Annotated in this window: 11 protein-coding genes; 9 read left to right on the top strand and 2 right to left on the bottom strand. The window is 59.1% G+C overall.

Annotation, left to right across the window (positions count from 1 at the left end; genetic code table 11):
* The first annotated feature begins 459 nt into the window (after nt 1-459).
* Nucleotides 460-2742: a P-loop NTPase fold protein gene (locus CAF80_RS27830; protein ID WP_085668253.1), complete on the top strand. Its 2283-nt coding sequence runs from the start codon at nt 460-462 to the stop codon at nt 2740-2742.
* 636 nt (nt 2743-3378) lie between these two features.
* Here the strand turns inward: CAF80_RS27830 and CAF80_RS27835 are convergent.
* Complete coding sequence (locus CAF80_RS27835; RefSeq protein ID WP_085668252.1) at nt 3379-3741, bottom strand: DUF6124 family protein; 363 nt, start codon at nt 3739-3741, stop codon at nt 3379-3381.
* Between the two features lie 964 nt (nt 3742-4705).
* A complete protein-coding gene (gene gspI, locus CAF80_RS27845) occupies nt 4706-5086 on the bottom strand; it encodes a type II secretion system minor pseudopilin GspI (RefSeq protein WP_085668250.1) in 381 nt (126 codons plus the stop codon).
* 146 nt (nt 5087-5232) lie between these two features.
* On the opposite strand from gspI, the gene gspG reads away from it, so the two are divergent.
* The 8 genes from gspG to CAF80_RS27885 all read left to right on the top strand — a co-directional run bounded on the left by gspG (nt 5233) and on the right by CAF80_RS27885 (nt 14753).
* On the top strand, nt 5233-5691 hold the full coding sequence (gene gspG, locus CAF80_RS27850) for a type II secretion system major pseudopilin GspG (protein ID WP_085668249.1): 459 nt from the start codon (nt 5233-5235) through the stop codon (nt 5689-5691).
* 8 nt (nt 5692-5699) lie between these two features.
* Entirely contained in the window at nt 5700-6653 is a 954-nt protein-coding gene (gene gspK / locus CAF80_RS27855; protein ID WP_085668248.1) for a type II secretion system minor pseudopilin GspK, read from the top strand.
* On the top strand, nt 6650-7795 hold the full coding sequence (gene gspL / locus CAF80_RS27860; RefSeq protein WP_085668247.1) for a type II secretion system protein GspL: 1146 nt from the start codon (nt 6650-6652) through the stop codon (nt 7793-7795). The genes gspK and gspL overlap by 4 nt, the downstream gene beginning before the upstream one ends.
* Nucleotides 7788-8333 carry a type II secretion system protein GspM gene (gene gspM, locus CAF80_RS27865; RefSeq protein ID WP_085668246.1) on the top strand — a complete coding sequence of 182 codons (546 nt, stop codon included), beginning with the start codon at nt 7788-7790 and terminating at the stop codon, nt 8331-8333. The genes gspL and gspM overlap by 8 nt, the downstream gene beginning before the upstream one ends.
* Nucleotides 8330-10681 carry a type II secretion system secretin GspD gene (gene gspD / locus CAF80_RS27870; RefSeq protein WP_085668245.1) on the top strand — a complete coding sequence of 784 codons (2352 nt, stop codon included), beginning with the start codon at nt 8330-8332 and terminating at the stop codon, nt 10679-10681. Before gspM ends, gspD begins: the two co-directional genes overlap by 4 nt.
* Nucleotides 10678-12084: a type II secretion system ATPase GspE gene (gspE, locus tag CAF80_RS27875; protein ID WP_085668244.1), complete on the top strand. Its 1407-nt coding sequence runs from the start codon at nt 10678-10680 to the stop codon at nt 12082-12084. The genes gspD and gspE overlap by 4 nt, the downstream gene beginning before the upstream one ends.
* Entirely contained in the window at nt 12084-13295 is a 1212-nt protein-coding gene (gene gspF, locus CAF80_RS27880; protein ID WP_085654186.1) for a type II secretion system inner membrane protein GspF, read from the top strand. The genes gspE and gspF overlap by 1 nt, the downstream gene beginning before the upstream one ends.
* A gap of 348 nt (nt 13296-13643) precedes the next feature.
* Nucleotides 13644-14753 (top strand): substrate-binding domain-containing protein, encoded by a 1110-nt coding sequence (locus tag CAF80_RS27885; RefSeq protein ID WP_085668243.1) that lies wholly within the window; start codon nt 13644-13646, stop codon nt 14751-14753.
* Nucleotides 14754-14830 lie beyond the last annotated feature (77 nt).

The raw sequence follows: 14830 nt of genomic DNA on the forward strand, positions 1-14830 counted from the left end.
GGTTGGGGGAGGGGGTGGAGATGCCTAGGTTGGTGAGGCCGTGATTTTTTGGGAGGGGTTAGGGGGGCGTTTCGGTCGGGTAATGGGTACTGGATCGCCGGAGGATTTGCTTGATTGCTTTTGAAAATGTCTGCTTTCGGCCAATAGCCGACATTGCAGGTGAACACGTTTGATGTCCGTAACTGCTCGACGCAAGTCGCCTGCTGCTAGAAAACTCAGTCGGGATGAGTATTCACTAGGCAAGAGGCACAGGATATGGCGGTCCTTTTTCAAGTTCTCTATTGCGCATCGCGGAACTCCACCCATAATCGGCAGGCACGATCTGAACAGCACCGTAGCGGCTATCCTCAAAAGTACTATCATAGACAGTCGTTAAGCTCCGAGTTATCTATTACTTTCGGTTTGTGCCCGTACTGTCAGAGATAGCTTGTGTATCTTCAATGCGTTGAGGGGAAACTGATGAAATGGATGCGCAAGTTTTTTGGCCGTAATTCTAAAGCTACGAAATCATCAAATGATGAATCTGTGACTCCAGAGTGCGAATGCAATGAAGATAATAACCAATACTTTTCCGATGAGCCAATTGCATCTAAAGTTGACGATCGGTTTGGGCGGGCGCTTTTTGCCGCAAGAATTGCTGAGACCATCGCCAAGCGTAGAGATCCATCTAGCATAGTTATTGGTCTATTCGGACCATGGGGGGACGGCAAGACTTCCGTGCTCAAGATGATGGAGGAGTCACTTGCTCTATATGAACAGGTCATCACCATACGGTTTAATCCATGGCACTTCCCTTCAGAGGAAGCACTTCTACGAGGGTTTTTCGCCACTTTGGCAGAGGCTCTAGGAAAGGAACCGGCCTTTAAAGAAAAAGCTGCAAAACTACTTGAGTCTTACGGCGCCATTTTATCTGTCGTTTCAGTCACTCTACCAGGCGTAGAAATCAATGCCGGTGATGCTGCAAAGAATATCGGGGAGTCATTATCCAAGGTCAGTCTAGATCAAATCAAAAGCCAGATAGATGTTCTCTTAGGTCAGAGCAGAAAAAGGCTGGTAATTCTCATCGATGACATCGATCGATTAGATAAAGACGAAACAAATGCTATCTTAAAGCTGGTGAAATTATCGGCAAGCTTCAAATATACCAGCTACGTGTTGGCCTTCGACGATGATGTAGTCGCTGCTGCTATCGGAGAGCGTTACGGTGCGGGCGGGCATGAAGCCGGCCGCGCGTTTCTAGAGAAGATTATACAAGTTCCTTTGCACCTTCCTCCAGTTGATAGAATTAGTCTGCGTCAGATTACTTTTGACGGTGTCGAACACGCTTTGAATCAAGCAGGAATAGTTCTCGACCAACGGCAAGTCGACGTGTTCTCACGTCACTTTGTGGATGGGCTTGAATCAAAATTAAAGACGCCAAGAGTTGCCAAGTTGTACACAAATGCTTTGATGTTTGCATTGCCTCTTGTGAAAGGTGAAGTGAACACTGCCGAATTTATGCTAATTGAAGGCATTCGAGTACTTTATCCAAAGCTTTATACGAGTATTCGCGACAGTTCCGAAATATTCCTAAAGGGTGAGCCTCGTGGAGCCTTAATAGGATTAGAGCGGCCACCTTCACCTATCGACAGAATTATTGAAGTCGCGATGCCCGAGTCGCTACCTGCAGAGCGCGAGCAAGTAAGAGATCGGTTGCTGAAGCCCTTGTTTCCTCGAACGGGTAACTCAATGTATGGAGGGGATTGGGAGGAAAAATGGGCTAGAGAGAAACGCATTTGCTCTGCTCGGTACTTTAGACGCTATTTCGTTTATGGAGTACCTGAAGGGGATATAGCGGATAGTCACCTTGATGTTTTGATAGAGGCGCTCGTAGCAGCTGATGCGCATGGGCGGCGTGGTCTTCTGAGTGCGTACTCTAAAAGGGCTATGCCACAGCTAATACAGGCATTGCGAGATCGTGTGGAATCTATGGGCGAGAGATTTGCTTTACCGGTCGCAATCGCTTTCGCTGAAAATGGCGATCTCCTTCCCCGTGAGCGAGGGCCATATGTAATCGGTGGCACGATGATGCAAGCAGGCATACTGATATCTCAACTTATGAGATGTATTCCAGTACAGAATAGGCAAGCTGCCGTTGAGATGATTGTGGATGCGGCTTCACCTTTAAAAATGGGGAGTGAATGTGTTCGGTGGCTCATTAACTGGCCTGATAGAAATGAGCAGTATCAAGTGCTTCCAAGTGAGGCGAATGAGACTATCTTTAAGAGGTTTGCCGATCGCATTTATGTGGCAAACGCTGCTGCACCCATATTTGAACAGGCTGGAGACGACGCACCTCAGCTATATTGGTATTGGCAAAAAGGCCGTGACAAGGAAGAGGTAGAACTTTGTTTGCGTGAACAGTTCGATGCTGAGCCTGAACGAGTAGATGATTTTTTAGAAACTTATATTGGGGAGGGGTGGGAAATAGAAAGTGGCCTGCCTGTACGATCGGATCTTCGGCGTGAGACATATGATTCAATAGCCTCATTGATCTCCCCTGACTACATCGCGGCTAATCTTCGCTCGCGCTATGGAGTTAATCTTGATGATCCAGATTACTATCAAGAAGGTACACCAGCGCAAATAACCGCCCACCAGTTTGTATACATTCATAAACATGCTCTAGCCGAACAGCAAATGCAGCCAGAGGGTGGCGTAGAATTAGGACCTCCATCGGGAGCGGACATCAAGGAGTTATAGCCATATATTATGAGTCGATTACGATAGTGCTAAAAGAGCCCCCCCCTATCCCAAGGAGGGACTGATTTATTTCTGGAATGCTGATGTAGATAATAAATCAGTCCCCTTTTTTTAAGATAAACAATTCCGTCGGCGCCGGATCCAATAGCGTTTTTTACGTCCCAACCGCGAAAGACTGTTCCTTCCAAAGTTCGTACGTCCATGATCTCGGCTCGTCTCCATCCCATAATTTAGGCTTGCAAACCAAAATTTCCATCTACCCAACCACCTCTTTTCAGGTTAGAGGCAGATAAATGGCAACAGCTGCTCAATAGTAGCCCGATACGAGCGGGATGGTAACACTCGTTCTTCGTGCAAGATTTACAGGAGCATCGTCGGGCTTGCTGAGTGCGTGCACTGGTCTAAGACAAAGCGGTCGAACGCCGGCTAATGACCAATACCGGTGCCTGGAGAAAGGGGGGCAGTAAGCGGATTCGTTTCCTTGGAGTCGCTAGTAATCGTCAACGACCTGAAAACTCTGGGCGACGTCGAGATGTGCCGAAAAAAATAAAAATGCTCACTTGGCCGAGGTCGTCAGTCACACCTGACAACCTCGGCCATTTTCTTTTCGTCTATTGAGCTACAGCACTCAGACGCTTACGCCTTCACCTCAACATGATCCAGCGCCTGATTCACCGCCAGCTCACTCAACATCACCAACTGCGCAATCCCAATCGCGGTTTTGCGGTGAGCCGGCTCCAGAGTGGCCGCAAAGTTATTGAGCATTTCGCTGGCCGATCCCAATGATTCGCTGGCGTTGGCCAGCAGGGATTCAGTGTTGTACGCCGGGTTAGCCAGGTACATGGGATCGTGTTTGTGGTGGCTGCCCATGATGCGTTGTTGTGGGGTGAGGTAGTGGTCGAGGGCGCGTTCGGCGGCTTCGTTGAGGGTTCGGGAGTCGGGGAATTTGTAGGGGGAGACCGGGTCGGTTTCTGGTGGGTTGGGTGTTGGTTTGATCATAGATGTAACTCCTCATGCTTCAAAAAGGGAGGCCATCCAATTTCGCTACCAAACGAAGGTGGCGGCCATGCTCAGGTTGGTAGACCGGCACATGAGGAACCCGGCGCACCCGAAGGTGCCCTGTGCATGACCACCATAAAGCCGAGACGAAACGACGCCGCGAATGGTGATGCTGTGCAACTCTCATGTGCGGGCTACCAAACCCGATCACTGTTTTTCAGTGACCCGGAAACGATAAGACCCGCACCCCAGACGCACAAGCCGGCGGATTCTGGCGTAGTCGTAGGCAATGACGCAAGGCGTTGTAGCCTTGAGGAAGTAACGCTGAGTGTCTTTAAACGGCACTGAAAAAATCGGTTAAACAGGCTATCGGCACAGCGTCCGTTCGTGCGGTAGAGGGGGCAGCCAGTGATTGAGCAGGGTGAAAAGAGAATGCAAGAGAAATGACCGTTGGTCGTAAACATCCGAATACCTGTCAGATCTGACAGGTTACGCTTCCTGCTGCCCACGATTGAATCACTCCGTCAAACCAAACCCACGAAACGGAGTTACTGACATGTCTACATCCAAGTCCAATGCCCCCATACCCATGATCGTTTCTATCAGCGATTCCAAGGGTGAAGTACCTAATGGCGGAGCAACCCCTGATACCACTGTGAGAGTCGCAGGTCTCTCGGTATCAGGGACGAACGTCGGAGTGTTCGATGGAACAATCTTGAAAGGTAATGTCCTTGCTGGACCAACAGGCCAATGGTTAATGGAGTTAGGTGGGCTGGCCTTGGGCAGGCACAGCATCACGGCTCGGGTTGACGGATCTGTGTCGGTTCCCAGAACATTTTCAGTGGTTCAACAGTAGAAAATAGATTCAATGGTTGCGAGTGAAGATCGGGAGATTTGAGGCGCGAAGTCCTCAGGGATCCCGATCTGTCCCCCCCTCGGGTTTGGCGTTTTGAGCAGGCCAGAACTATGGGGTATCCGGGCGGCTGAGCAGTGTTTCAAGCCTCGCCAACGGCGGCGCTTCCTGGCTGCGATCAAACACCTGCACCCCAACCTTCAACAACCGCCCATTCTCCACCCCCCCAATCACTTGCTCACACCGCAACAACAACCTCCCTTGATCACACTCCATCACCTTAACCCCCATCGGCAATCTCCCTTCCAACCGAAGTTCAGCCATCCGACTCTGCGCCGCAATCATCGCAATCGAGCGATCCCGCAAAACCCCGCTGCTCTGGGTCATCAACCCCGCCACGCGCACGGCGGCGGACATGGCGACGGCGATGATCGCCAGCGCGACGAGCACTTCGATCAGGGTGAATCCGGCTTGCGGGGAGGGGGTGCGCATCGGGGTCTCGGGCGGTCGGGCAGCCCTTGACGCTAACGCCCGTGCTTGACGGCTTGACGACGAAAACACCCGAGGATTTTCAACATCCCTGACATATCTTCTTGCAACACTGCGCGTCGAATCGAATCAAGCCAGGGAATGACGAGATGGATATCGCGCAGTTCAAACAGCCCAGTCGACCGAGCCGGATGCCCCGTGGGCAGCAGGGTTTCACGCTGATCGAGATCATGGTGGTGGTGGTGATTCTCGGGATTCTGGCGGCGATGGTGGTGCCCAAGGTGCTCGACCGGCCGGATCAGGCGCGGGCCACGGCGGCGAAGCAGGACATTGGCGGGTTGATGCAGGCGCTGAAGTTGTATCGCCTCGATCACGGCACTTACCCGAGCCAGAGCCAGAGCCTGAAAGTGCTGGTGGAGCGGCCGGCCGATGCGAAGAACAGCAACTGGCGCTCGTACCTGGAGCGCCTGCCGAATGACCCGTGGGGTCGTCCTTATCAGTACCTCAATCCCGGTGCCAACGGCGAGATCGACATCTTTTCCCTCGGCGCCGACGGCCAGCCTGACGGCGACGGCGTGAATGCCGACATCGGTTCCTGGCAGTTGTAAGGCCGGTCATGAACAGCCAATCGAACCAGCAGGGGATGGCGATCATCAGTGCGCTGCTGATCGCGGCGGTGGTCGCGGTGATCGCTGCCGGCATGCTGACCCGCCAGAGCGTTTCGACCCGGGCGCTGGAAGCCGAACAATTGCGCGTGCAGGGCCGTTGGGTGTTGCACGGCGGGTTGGAGATCAGCCGGCAATTGTTGTGGGATGCGCGGCAGCGCGATCCGCTGACCCGACTCGATCAACCCTGGGCGCAGCGCTTGAACACCCAGGGTTTCGAGGGGCGGCTGGAGGACGAGCAGGGCAAGTTCAACCTGCGCAATCTGGTGGCTAACGAGCGGATCGATGATGCGCAGGTGCAGGCGTTCGAGCGCTTGTGCGAGTTGATTGGTGTCAGCAGCGGCTTGAGCCGGCGCATCAGTCAGCGGGTGATCGGCTCTTATCCGCACCTGTTGAATGCCCAAATAGTGGACAAGCCTGTGGCGAAAAGCACTTTCGACAGCGGGCGCGCCACGTCGCCGTCCGCGTCGCGCAAACCGCAATCGCCGACCTTGCCGATGCTGCGCACGCTTGATGATTTGCGCAGTGTCGACGGGGTCAACGATGCGCTGTTGGCGAAAATGGCGCCGTACCTGACGGTGATTCCGGCGACCACCTGGGTCAACGGCAACACGGCCACGGCGCCGGTGTTGGCGGCTTATGTGCCGGGGCTGTCGCTGGAGCGGGCGCAGGCGTTGATCAATGAGCGTGACGCCGGGCGTTGGTTCATCAATCGTGGGGATTTCGTCAATCGCCTGCGCCTGCCGCAATTGGAGATCACCAGCGTCAAGGTCGGCATCACCAGCGACTGGTTTCGGCTGCGCGGGCAGGCGCGGCGCGATCAGCGGCGGGTCAGCCTCGATGCGTTGCTGCATCGCAGTCAGGATCGGTTGCCGCAAGTGATCTGGTCGCGGGTGGGCGTATGAGCCAGTTGCGCGTGAGTTTGCCGCCGCTGGCGGCGCTGAGTCTCGACAGTGAAGTGGATTGTGTTTGGCTGGATCGACAGGGGCAGGTCACTCGCCAGGAACGCGTTCGACTTGGCGCGCTGCCGAAACAGCCGCTGTTGTGCTTTCTGCACCCGTCGGACAGCCTGTTGGCGAGTATCGATCTGCCGCCGCTGCCTGCGAACAAAACCGCTGCGGCTGTGCAATGTGCGGCGCAGGCCTTGATGCTCGGCGACAGCGCCGAAATGCACATCGCCCACAGCGCTCGCAATGAAAGCGGCCAGGTGCAGATTGCCTGGGTAGCACGCAAGGATTTGCAGCACCTCGGGCAATACGGCTTGAACCTCAGAGGCCTTTATCCGGCGGCCTACAGCTTGCCGGTGATGGCCGGCGGCGTCGGCTGTCTGCACGACGATCACCTGTTGCTGCGCCACGGCCAGAACTCGGCTCAAGTGCAGCCGATGATCGACGAAGCCTGGCTGCTGGAAACCGGTCTGCCGGCACACTGGGTCGGTGACGGCGCGCCTGAGGCGGTGCAATCGACATTGGCCGACACGCAACGCTCCTCCGGCCCGTTGCCGAACTGGGGCCTGCACGGCGGCCTTCAGCAACCGGGCACCGAACATCGCGGTTGGGGCAGGGCACTCGGTTGTTGTGCGCTGGCACTGGCGGTGTGGGTGATCGGTTTGAACTTGTACGCCGCTCGCGAGGCCGGGCAGGGCCAGCAGCTCAAGGCGCAGATGGCGCAGCGGGTGAAGCAGGCGTTCCCCGAGTTGCCGGTGATCCTCAATCCGTTGCAACAGGCGCGTCAGCAAATCGCGGCGCGTCAGCAGGGCGCGGTGGATGCGCCGGGGCAGGATTTCACGCGGCTGGTTTCGCAGGCCGGCAGTGGCATGCCGTCCATGGCGGGCACGGTGCAGCGGCTGGAGTTTGTCGACGGCGCGTTGCAATTGAGTCTGCTGCCCGAGGCCCGGCGTTCGGGCAACGACAAGGACTGGCAAGACACGCTTGCCCAGGCGGGTATCAGCATCAGCCCGAACGACGACGGCTGGGTCTTGCGCCCGGCCGGCGAGGCGACCGCTGCCACCGACAACGACGACAGCAGCGGAGCCGAAGATGAATAGCCCATCGCTTGCGAAATACCGCGCCGGTTGGCAGCGCTTCAACGCTCAGTTGCAGGCCCGTTGGCAGCCGTTGGCCGTGCGGGAAAAACGCATGGTCGGCGGCATGGCGGCGCTGTTGCTGGGGCTGTTTGTGTGGGTGGCGTTGATTCAGCCGCCGCTGAAGAAGATCGCCGCGTCCCAAGTCGAAATCCCGAAATTGCGAGCTCAGGCCGAAGCGCTGGAAGTGCTGTTGCGCGACGTCAGCGTGCGCCCGGACGGGCAGAACCTTGAGCAGTCGCTGCAACAGACCTTGCAAGCCTGCGGACTGGGCGGCCATTACCAATTGGCGGCCGCGTCCGCCGGCTGGCAGTTGACCTTTGACGCGGCACCGGCCGACGCCGTGCTCGACTGGCTGCTGAGCCAACCCCGGAATTTTTCACTGCAAGTGGTCGAGGCCCGTCTGCAACGCGCAGACGACGCGGCGACCGATGACACGGCCGGCACTCTGTCGGGCACCGTACGCATGGATCAGGCGCTGGGCGCTAAGGAAGCTTCATGAAGGGGTCAGGATCCAAACGCATGGCGTTGCCGATGCTGCTGATGGCATTGAGCGCGTGCAGCAACACCACACCACCGAATCAACCGCCGCTGCTGGTGGACAGCGAACTCGGCCGGCCGCTGGCCAACACCCAGCGCAGTGGCGACGCGGTGCTCGACCGCGAGCGGGCGCAGGCTCAGGTCAAACCGGCGCCGAAGCAATTGCACAACATCACCGAACGCGCCCGCAGCGGCGGTTCGGCGCGGGGCACGACGTTGCCGGCCAATCCGCTGGGCGATCAACCGGTGACGCTGAATTTTGTCGACGCGGATATTCAAGCGGTGGTGCGGGCGTTGTCGCGTTCCACCGGCCAGCAGTTTCTGGTGGATCCACGGGTCAAGGGCAACCTGACGCTGGTCTCCGAAGGTCAGGTGCCGGCGCATCAGGCTTACGACATGTTGTTGGCGGCGCTGCGCATGCAGGGTTTCAGCGTGGTGGACGTCGGCGGCGTGGCGCAGGTGGTGCCGGAGGCCGACGCCAAGTTGCTCGGCGGACCGATTTACAGCGCCGACAAACCGGCCGGCAACGGCATGCTTACCCGCACGTTCCGTTTGCAATACGAGAACGCGGTGAACCTGATCCCAGTGCTGCGCCCGATCGTATCGCCGAACAACCCGATCAACGCCTACCCGGGCAACAACACCATCGTCGTCACCGACTACGCCGAGAACCTCACGCGCGTCGCCCAGTTGATCCAGACCATCGACACCCCGAGCGCCATCGACACCGACGTGGTGCAGATCCAGAACGGTATCGCTGCCGACATCGCGCCGATGGTGGCTGACCTGCTCGACGCACCGGGCAACGACCCGACGCAAAAAATCGCCGTGATCGGCGACCCGCGCTCCAACACCATCATCATCCGCGCCGGCAGCCCCGAGCGCACCGAGCTTGCGCGCAACCTGATCTACAAACTCGACAACGCCCAGAGCAACCCGAGCAATCTGCATGTGGTGTATCTGCGCAACGCTCAGGCCGGCAAACTGGCCCAGGCCCTGCGCGGTTTGTTGACCGGCGAGAGCGACAGCGGCACCAGCGACAATGCTCGCTCGGTGCTCAGCAACATGGGCAGCTCCACCAACTCGGGCGGCGGGCAAAACGGCCAGAGCGGTACGCAAACCAACGGCAGCACGTCGACCACCAACAGCGGCAGCACCGGCGGCAGTTACGCTCAGGGCAGCAGCGCCACCAGCGGCAGCGGCAATGCGCAAAGCAGCGAACAAAACGTCGCCTTCAGCGCCGGCGGCGTGACCATTCAGGCCGACGCGACCACCAACACCTTGCTGATTTCCGCGCCGGAGCCGCTGTACCGCAACCTGCGCGAAGTCATCGATCTGCTCGACCAGCGCCGCGCGCAAGTGGTGATCGAAAGCCTGATCGTCGAAGTCGGCGAGGACGATGCCAGCGAATTCGGCGTGCAATGGCAGACCGGCAACCTCGGCGGCAAAGGCGTGATCGGCGGCGCCAACCTCGGTGGTTCGGGGATCAACGTCAATGGCAAGACCAGCCTCGATGTACTGCCGCAAGGCCTGAACCTCGGCTACGTCAATGGCACCGTCGACATCCCCGGCATCGGCAAGATCCTCGACCTGAAAGTGCTGGCCCGGGCCCTGAAGAGCAAGGGCGGCACCAACGTGCTGTCGACGCCGAACCTGCTGACCCTGGACAACGAAGCGGCGAGCATTTTCGTCGGCCAGACCATCCCGTTTGTCAGCGGCAGCTACGTCACTGGCGGCGGGGGCACCAGCAACAACCCGTTCCAGACCGTGACCCGTGAAGAAGTCGGTTTGAAGCTCAATGTGCGGCCGCAGATTTCCGAGGGCGGCACGGTCAAGCTCGACATCTATCAGGAAGTCAGCAGCATCGACGAGCGCGCCTCGGCGGCGGCCAACTCGGCGGGGATCGTCACCAGCAAACGCGCACTCGACACCAGCATCCTGCTCGATGACGGACAGATCATGGTGCTCGGCGGTCTGCTGCAGGATGGCTACAGCCAGAGCAATGACGCGGTGCCGTGGTTGTCGAGCATTCCAGGGATTGGCGCACTGTTTCGCAACGAACGCCGCTCGATCACCAAGACCAACCTGATGGTGTTCCTGCGCCCGTACATCATCCGCGACAGCGCGGCGGGGCGCAGCATCACGCTGAACCGCTACGACTTCATGCGCCGCGCTCAGGGCGGTCTGCAACCGGAGCGCAGCTGGGCGATGCCGGACATGCAGGCGCCGCAATTGCCGGCCACCGCCCAAGGCGTGCCGGCACCGGTGTCCGGCCCCCGCGCGACGATCAAAGCGGTGCCGCTGCAATGAGCGCATTGCCTTACGCCTGGGCCAAGGCGCAGCGGATTCTGCTGCGTGACGGCGTGCTGACGGTGTGCCCGTCGACGCCGGGCTGGTCGATCAGCGAAGTACGCCGACAGTTCGGCGCGGTGAGGCTTGAGCGGGTGCGCGATGACGAACTCGACGGCCTGCTGGCCACGGCCTACGCCGATACCGGCAGTGCGGCAGCGGTTGTGGGGGCGGCAGAAAACGAAGTCGACCTAGATCGCCTGATGCAGGACATGCCGGAAATCACCGACCTGCTCGACACCCAGGACGGCGCGCCGGTGATCCGCATGATCAACGCCTTGCTCACCCAAGCGGCGCGGGATGAGGCCAGCGACATTCACATCGAACCGTTCGAAACCCATTCGGTGGTGCGCTACCGGGTCGACGGCACCCTGCGTGATGTGGTTTCGCCGCGCAAGGCGTTGCACGGTGCGCTGGTGTCGCGGATCAAGATCATGGCCCAGCTCGATATCGCCGAAAAACGCCTGCCGCAGGACGGCCGCATTGCGTTGCGCGTGGCCGGACGGCCGATCGATATTCGTGTTTCCACCGTGCCCACCGGCCATGGCGAGCGAGTGGTGATGCGTCTGCTGGACAAGCAGGCCGGGCGTCTGCATCTGGAAACGCTGGGCATGGACGCGCAGGTGCTGGCCAAACTCGATCACCTGATCCGCCAGCCCCACGGCATCGTGCTGGTCACCGGCCCGACCGGTAGCGGCAAGACCACCAGCCTCTACGCGGCACTGGCGCGACTGGATGCGAGCACCAGTAACATCCTCACCGTGGAAGACCCGGTGGAATATGACTTGCCGGGCATCAGCCAGATTCAGGTCAACGCGAAGATCGACATGACTTTTGCATTGGCATTGCGGGCGATTCTGCGGCAGGACCCGGACATCATCATGATCGGTGAAATCCGCGACCTCGAAACCGCGCAGATCGCGGTGCAGGCTTCGCTGACCGGTCACCTGGTGCTCGCGACCCTGCACACCAACGACGCGGTGTCGGCGGTCAACCGCTTGATCGACATGGGCGTCGAACCGTTTCTGCTGGCCTCGTCGATGCTCGGCGTGTTGGCCCAGCGGCTGGTGCGGCGCCTGTGCAATCAGTGCAAACAGGAAGACCCGGCGACGCCCGGGACCTGGCGCCCGGTCGGTTGTGCGGCGTGCAATCACACCGGTTACAGCGGCCGGACCGGCATTCACGAATTGTTCTGCATCGATGACGACATCCGCACCCTGATTCACCAAGGCGCAGGGGAGCAGGCGTTGCGCGCGGCGGCGAGCAAGGCCGGGATGTTCAGCCTGCGTGAGGACGGCGAGCGCTGGATTCGCAGCGGTGCCACGGCCCCTGAAGAAATCCTTCGCGTGACACGGGACGCCTGATGAATCGCTATCGTTTTGAGGCCGCCGATGCCAGCGGCAAGATCGAATCCGGGCATCTGGAGGCGGAGAGTCAGGGCGCCGCGTTTGGTGTGCTGCGTGGTCGTGGCTTGACGGCGTTGTCGGTGGAGAAGGAGAGCAACGTCTCACAGCACGGCGGCGGTGGATTGTTCAGCGCCAGGCTGTCGGATAACGATCTGGCCTGGGCTACCCGGCAGCTGTCGAGCCTGCTTGGCGCCAGTCTGCCGCTGGAGGCTGCGCTAAGTGCCACGGTCGAACAGGCCGAGAAAAAACACATCGCCCACACCCTCAGCGCCGTTCGCGCCGATGTGCGCAGCGGCATGCGCCTGGCCGAAGCGCTGGCGGCGCGGCCACGGGATTTTCCGGAGATTTACCGGGCGCTGATTGCGGCGGGCGAGGAGTCCGGTGATCTGGCGCAGGTGATGGAGCGGCTGGCGGATTACATCGAGGAGCGCAACAACCTGCGCGGCAAGATTCTCACCGCGTTCATCTATCCGGGTGTGGTCGGGCTGGTGTCGATCGGCATCGTGATTTTCCTGCTGAGTTACGTGGTGCCGCAGGTGGTCAGCGCGTTTTCCCAGGCGCGGCAGGATCTGCCGGGGCTGACGCTGGCGATGCTCAATGCCAGTGATTTCATTAGGGCGTGGGGCTGGTTGTGCGCAGGCGTCATGGCCGGTGCGTTCTGGAGCTGGCGCCTGTATTTGCGCAATCCGGCGGCGCGTTTGAGTTGGCATCATCGGGTGTTGAAGCTGCCGCTGATCGGGCGGTTTGTGCTGGGGCTGAACACGGCGCGGTTCGCCTCGACGCTGGCGATTCTCGGCGGTGCGGGGGTGCCGTTGTTGCGAGCGCTGGAAGCGGCGCGGCAGACCTTGTCCAATGATCGTCTGAGCCTGAGCGTCAATGAGGCCACCGCCAAAGTGCGCGAGGGCGTCAACCTGGCGGCAGCGCTGAAAGTGGAGAACGTGTTCCCGCCGGTGCTGATTCACCTGATCGCCAGCGGCGAGAAAACCGGTGCGTTGCCGCCGATGCTCGAGCGTGCGGCGCAAACCCTGTCCCGCGATATCGAGCGCCGGGCGATGGGCATGACCGCGTTGCTTGAGCCGCTGATGATCGTGGTGATGGGCGGGGTGGTGCTGGTGATCGTGATGGCGGTGTTGTTGCCGATCATCGAGATCAACCAGTTGGTGCAGTAGTTTTTTCAACTTTTTTGCCGGCGCCCGGATCTCACCCGAGCGCCAAAAACAGCATCCTCGGGTTCTCCTTTCTGTCATCTGCAACGGCCCTTCAAGGGCTGTGGCCGATTCCCTCGAAAAGCTTGCCGCAGACACTCCGAACAACCCCCGGAACACCCGAGAAAATCCCTCGCAAATCACCTCGCACCTCCCGAGGTTTTTTCCTTTATCTGTCACCGGAAACTGCGAATTTCTCAGTGCGACTTAACCCCGGACCCCGCTTGCGAAGGTCGGCGGTGAGTCTTCCCAGTGTCATGCAAGACCCCTGAAAACCTGTGTTCACAACCAACGTTGAAAAGGAGATTCTTCATGTTCAAGCGCACTCTGATCGCAGCTTCCCTGACCGTCGCTGCCCTGGCTTCCGCCCAGGCCATGGCTGCCAACGTTACCGGTGGTGGCGCGACTCTGCCTGCCGCTCTGTACAAAGGCTCTAGCAACAGCATCCTGCCAACCAACTTCAGCTACGTGGGTACCGGTAGCGGCACCGGCAAGACCGCTTTCCTGACCAACAACTCGGCACTGTTCAGCACCACCGGTTCGGTTCACTTCGCCGGTAGCGACTCGATCCTCAGCGCTTCGGAAATCAGCACCTACAACGCCAACTTCGGCGCTTCGTACGGCCCGCTGATCCAGCTGCCTTCGGTGGCCACTTCGGTTGCCATCCCTTACAAAAAATCCGGTCAGACCGCTCTGAACCTGACCAGCGCTCAGCTGTGCGATGCCTTCTCCGGCGCCAAAGCCACCTGGGGCGAGCTGCTGGGCACTTCCGACACCACGCCGATCCGCGTTGTTTATCGCAACGTTTCCAGCGGCACTTCGGAAATCCTGACTCGTCACCTGAACTCGATCTGCCCGACCAGGTTCGCCACCAACTCCACATTCACCAGCGCTCGTCTGCCAGCCGGTTCGACCCTGCCTTCGAACTGGGTAGGCGTTGCCGGTACTGCTGACGTGGCCACTCAGGTCAACGCTGTTGACGGCTCCATCGGTTACGTCGGTCCGGACGGTGTGAACGCCGCCAGCAACGCAGTGGTTGCTCGCGTCAACGGCGTACAGCCAACCACCGCCAACGTTTCGCTGGCACTGGGTTCGGCTGCTCTGCCAACCACCCCTTCGAACCCTTCGCAGTGGGTACCGGTCGTTCCTAACCCAGCCAGCGGTTACCCGATCGTGGCTTACACCAACTTCATCTTCGGCCAGTGCTACAAGGACGCAGCCGTGGCCGCTGATGTCAAAGCCTTCCTGACCACTCACTACAGCAACCCGGGCAACAACGCTGCCACCATCGCTCACAGCTTCACTCCGGTTCCAACCAACTGGAAAGCGGCTGTGACTGCCAACTTCGTCACCAACACCTCGGGCAACAACCTGGACATCAACAACGCCAGCGTCTGCAACGCTGTCGGTCGTCCTTTGTAAGCCTCGTTTCACGGCAATGAAATGGCAGCAGCCTTCGGGCTGCTGCCATTTTTTTTGGCCGATCTACTCCTCATTCA

The sequence above is a fragment of the Pseudomonas sp. B34(2017) genome, assembly GCF_002112915.1.
Taxonomy (GTDB): Bacteria; Pseudomonadota; Gammaproteobacteria; order Pseudomonadales; family Pseudomonadaceae; genus Aquipseudomonas; species Aquipseudomonas pharyngis.

Coding starts and splice junctions, on each gene's coding strand:
- CAF80_RS27830 (WP_085668253.1), top strand. CDS start 460: ATGAAATGGATGCGCAAGTTTTTTGGCCGTAATTCTAAAGCTACGAAA.
- CAF80_RS27835 (WP_085668252.1), bottom strand. CDS start 3,741: ATGATCAAACCAACACCCAACCCACCAGAAACCGACCCGGTCTCCCCC.
- gspI (WP_085668250.1), bottom strand. CDS start 5,086: ATGCGCACCCCCTCCCCGCAAGCCGGATTCACCCTGATCGAAGTGCTC.
- gspG (WP_085668249.1), top strand. CDS start 5,233: ATGGATATCGCGCAGTTCAAACAGCCCAGTCGACCGAGCCGGATGCCC.
- gspK (WP_085668248.1), top strand. CDS start 5,700: ATGAACAGCCAATCGAACCAGCAGGGGATGGCGATCATCAGTGCGCTG.
- gspL (WP_085668247.1), top strand. CDS start 6,650: ATGAGCCAGTTGCGCGTGAGTTTGCCGCCGCTGGCGGCGCTGAGTCTC.
- gspM (WP_085668246.1), top strand. CDS start 7,788: ATGAATAGCCCATCGCTTGCGAAATACCGCGCCGGTTGGCAGCGCTTC.
- gspD (WP_085668245.1), top strand. CDS start 8,330: ATGAAGGGGTCAGGATCCAAACGCATGGCGTTGCCGATGCTGCTGATG.
- gspE (WP_085668244.1), top strand. CDS start 10,678: ATGAGCGCATTGCCTTACGCCTGGGCCAAGGCGCAGCGGATTCTGCTG.
- gspF (WP_085654186.1), top strand. CDS start 12,084: ATGAATCGCTATCGTTTTGAGGCCGCCGATGCCAGCGGCAAGATCGAA.
- CAF80_RS27885 (WP_085668243.1), top strand. CDS start 13,644: ATGTTCAAGCGCACTCTGATCGCAGCTTCCCTGACCGTCGCTGCCCTG.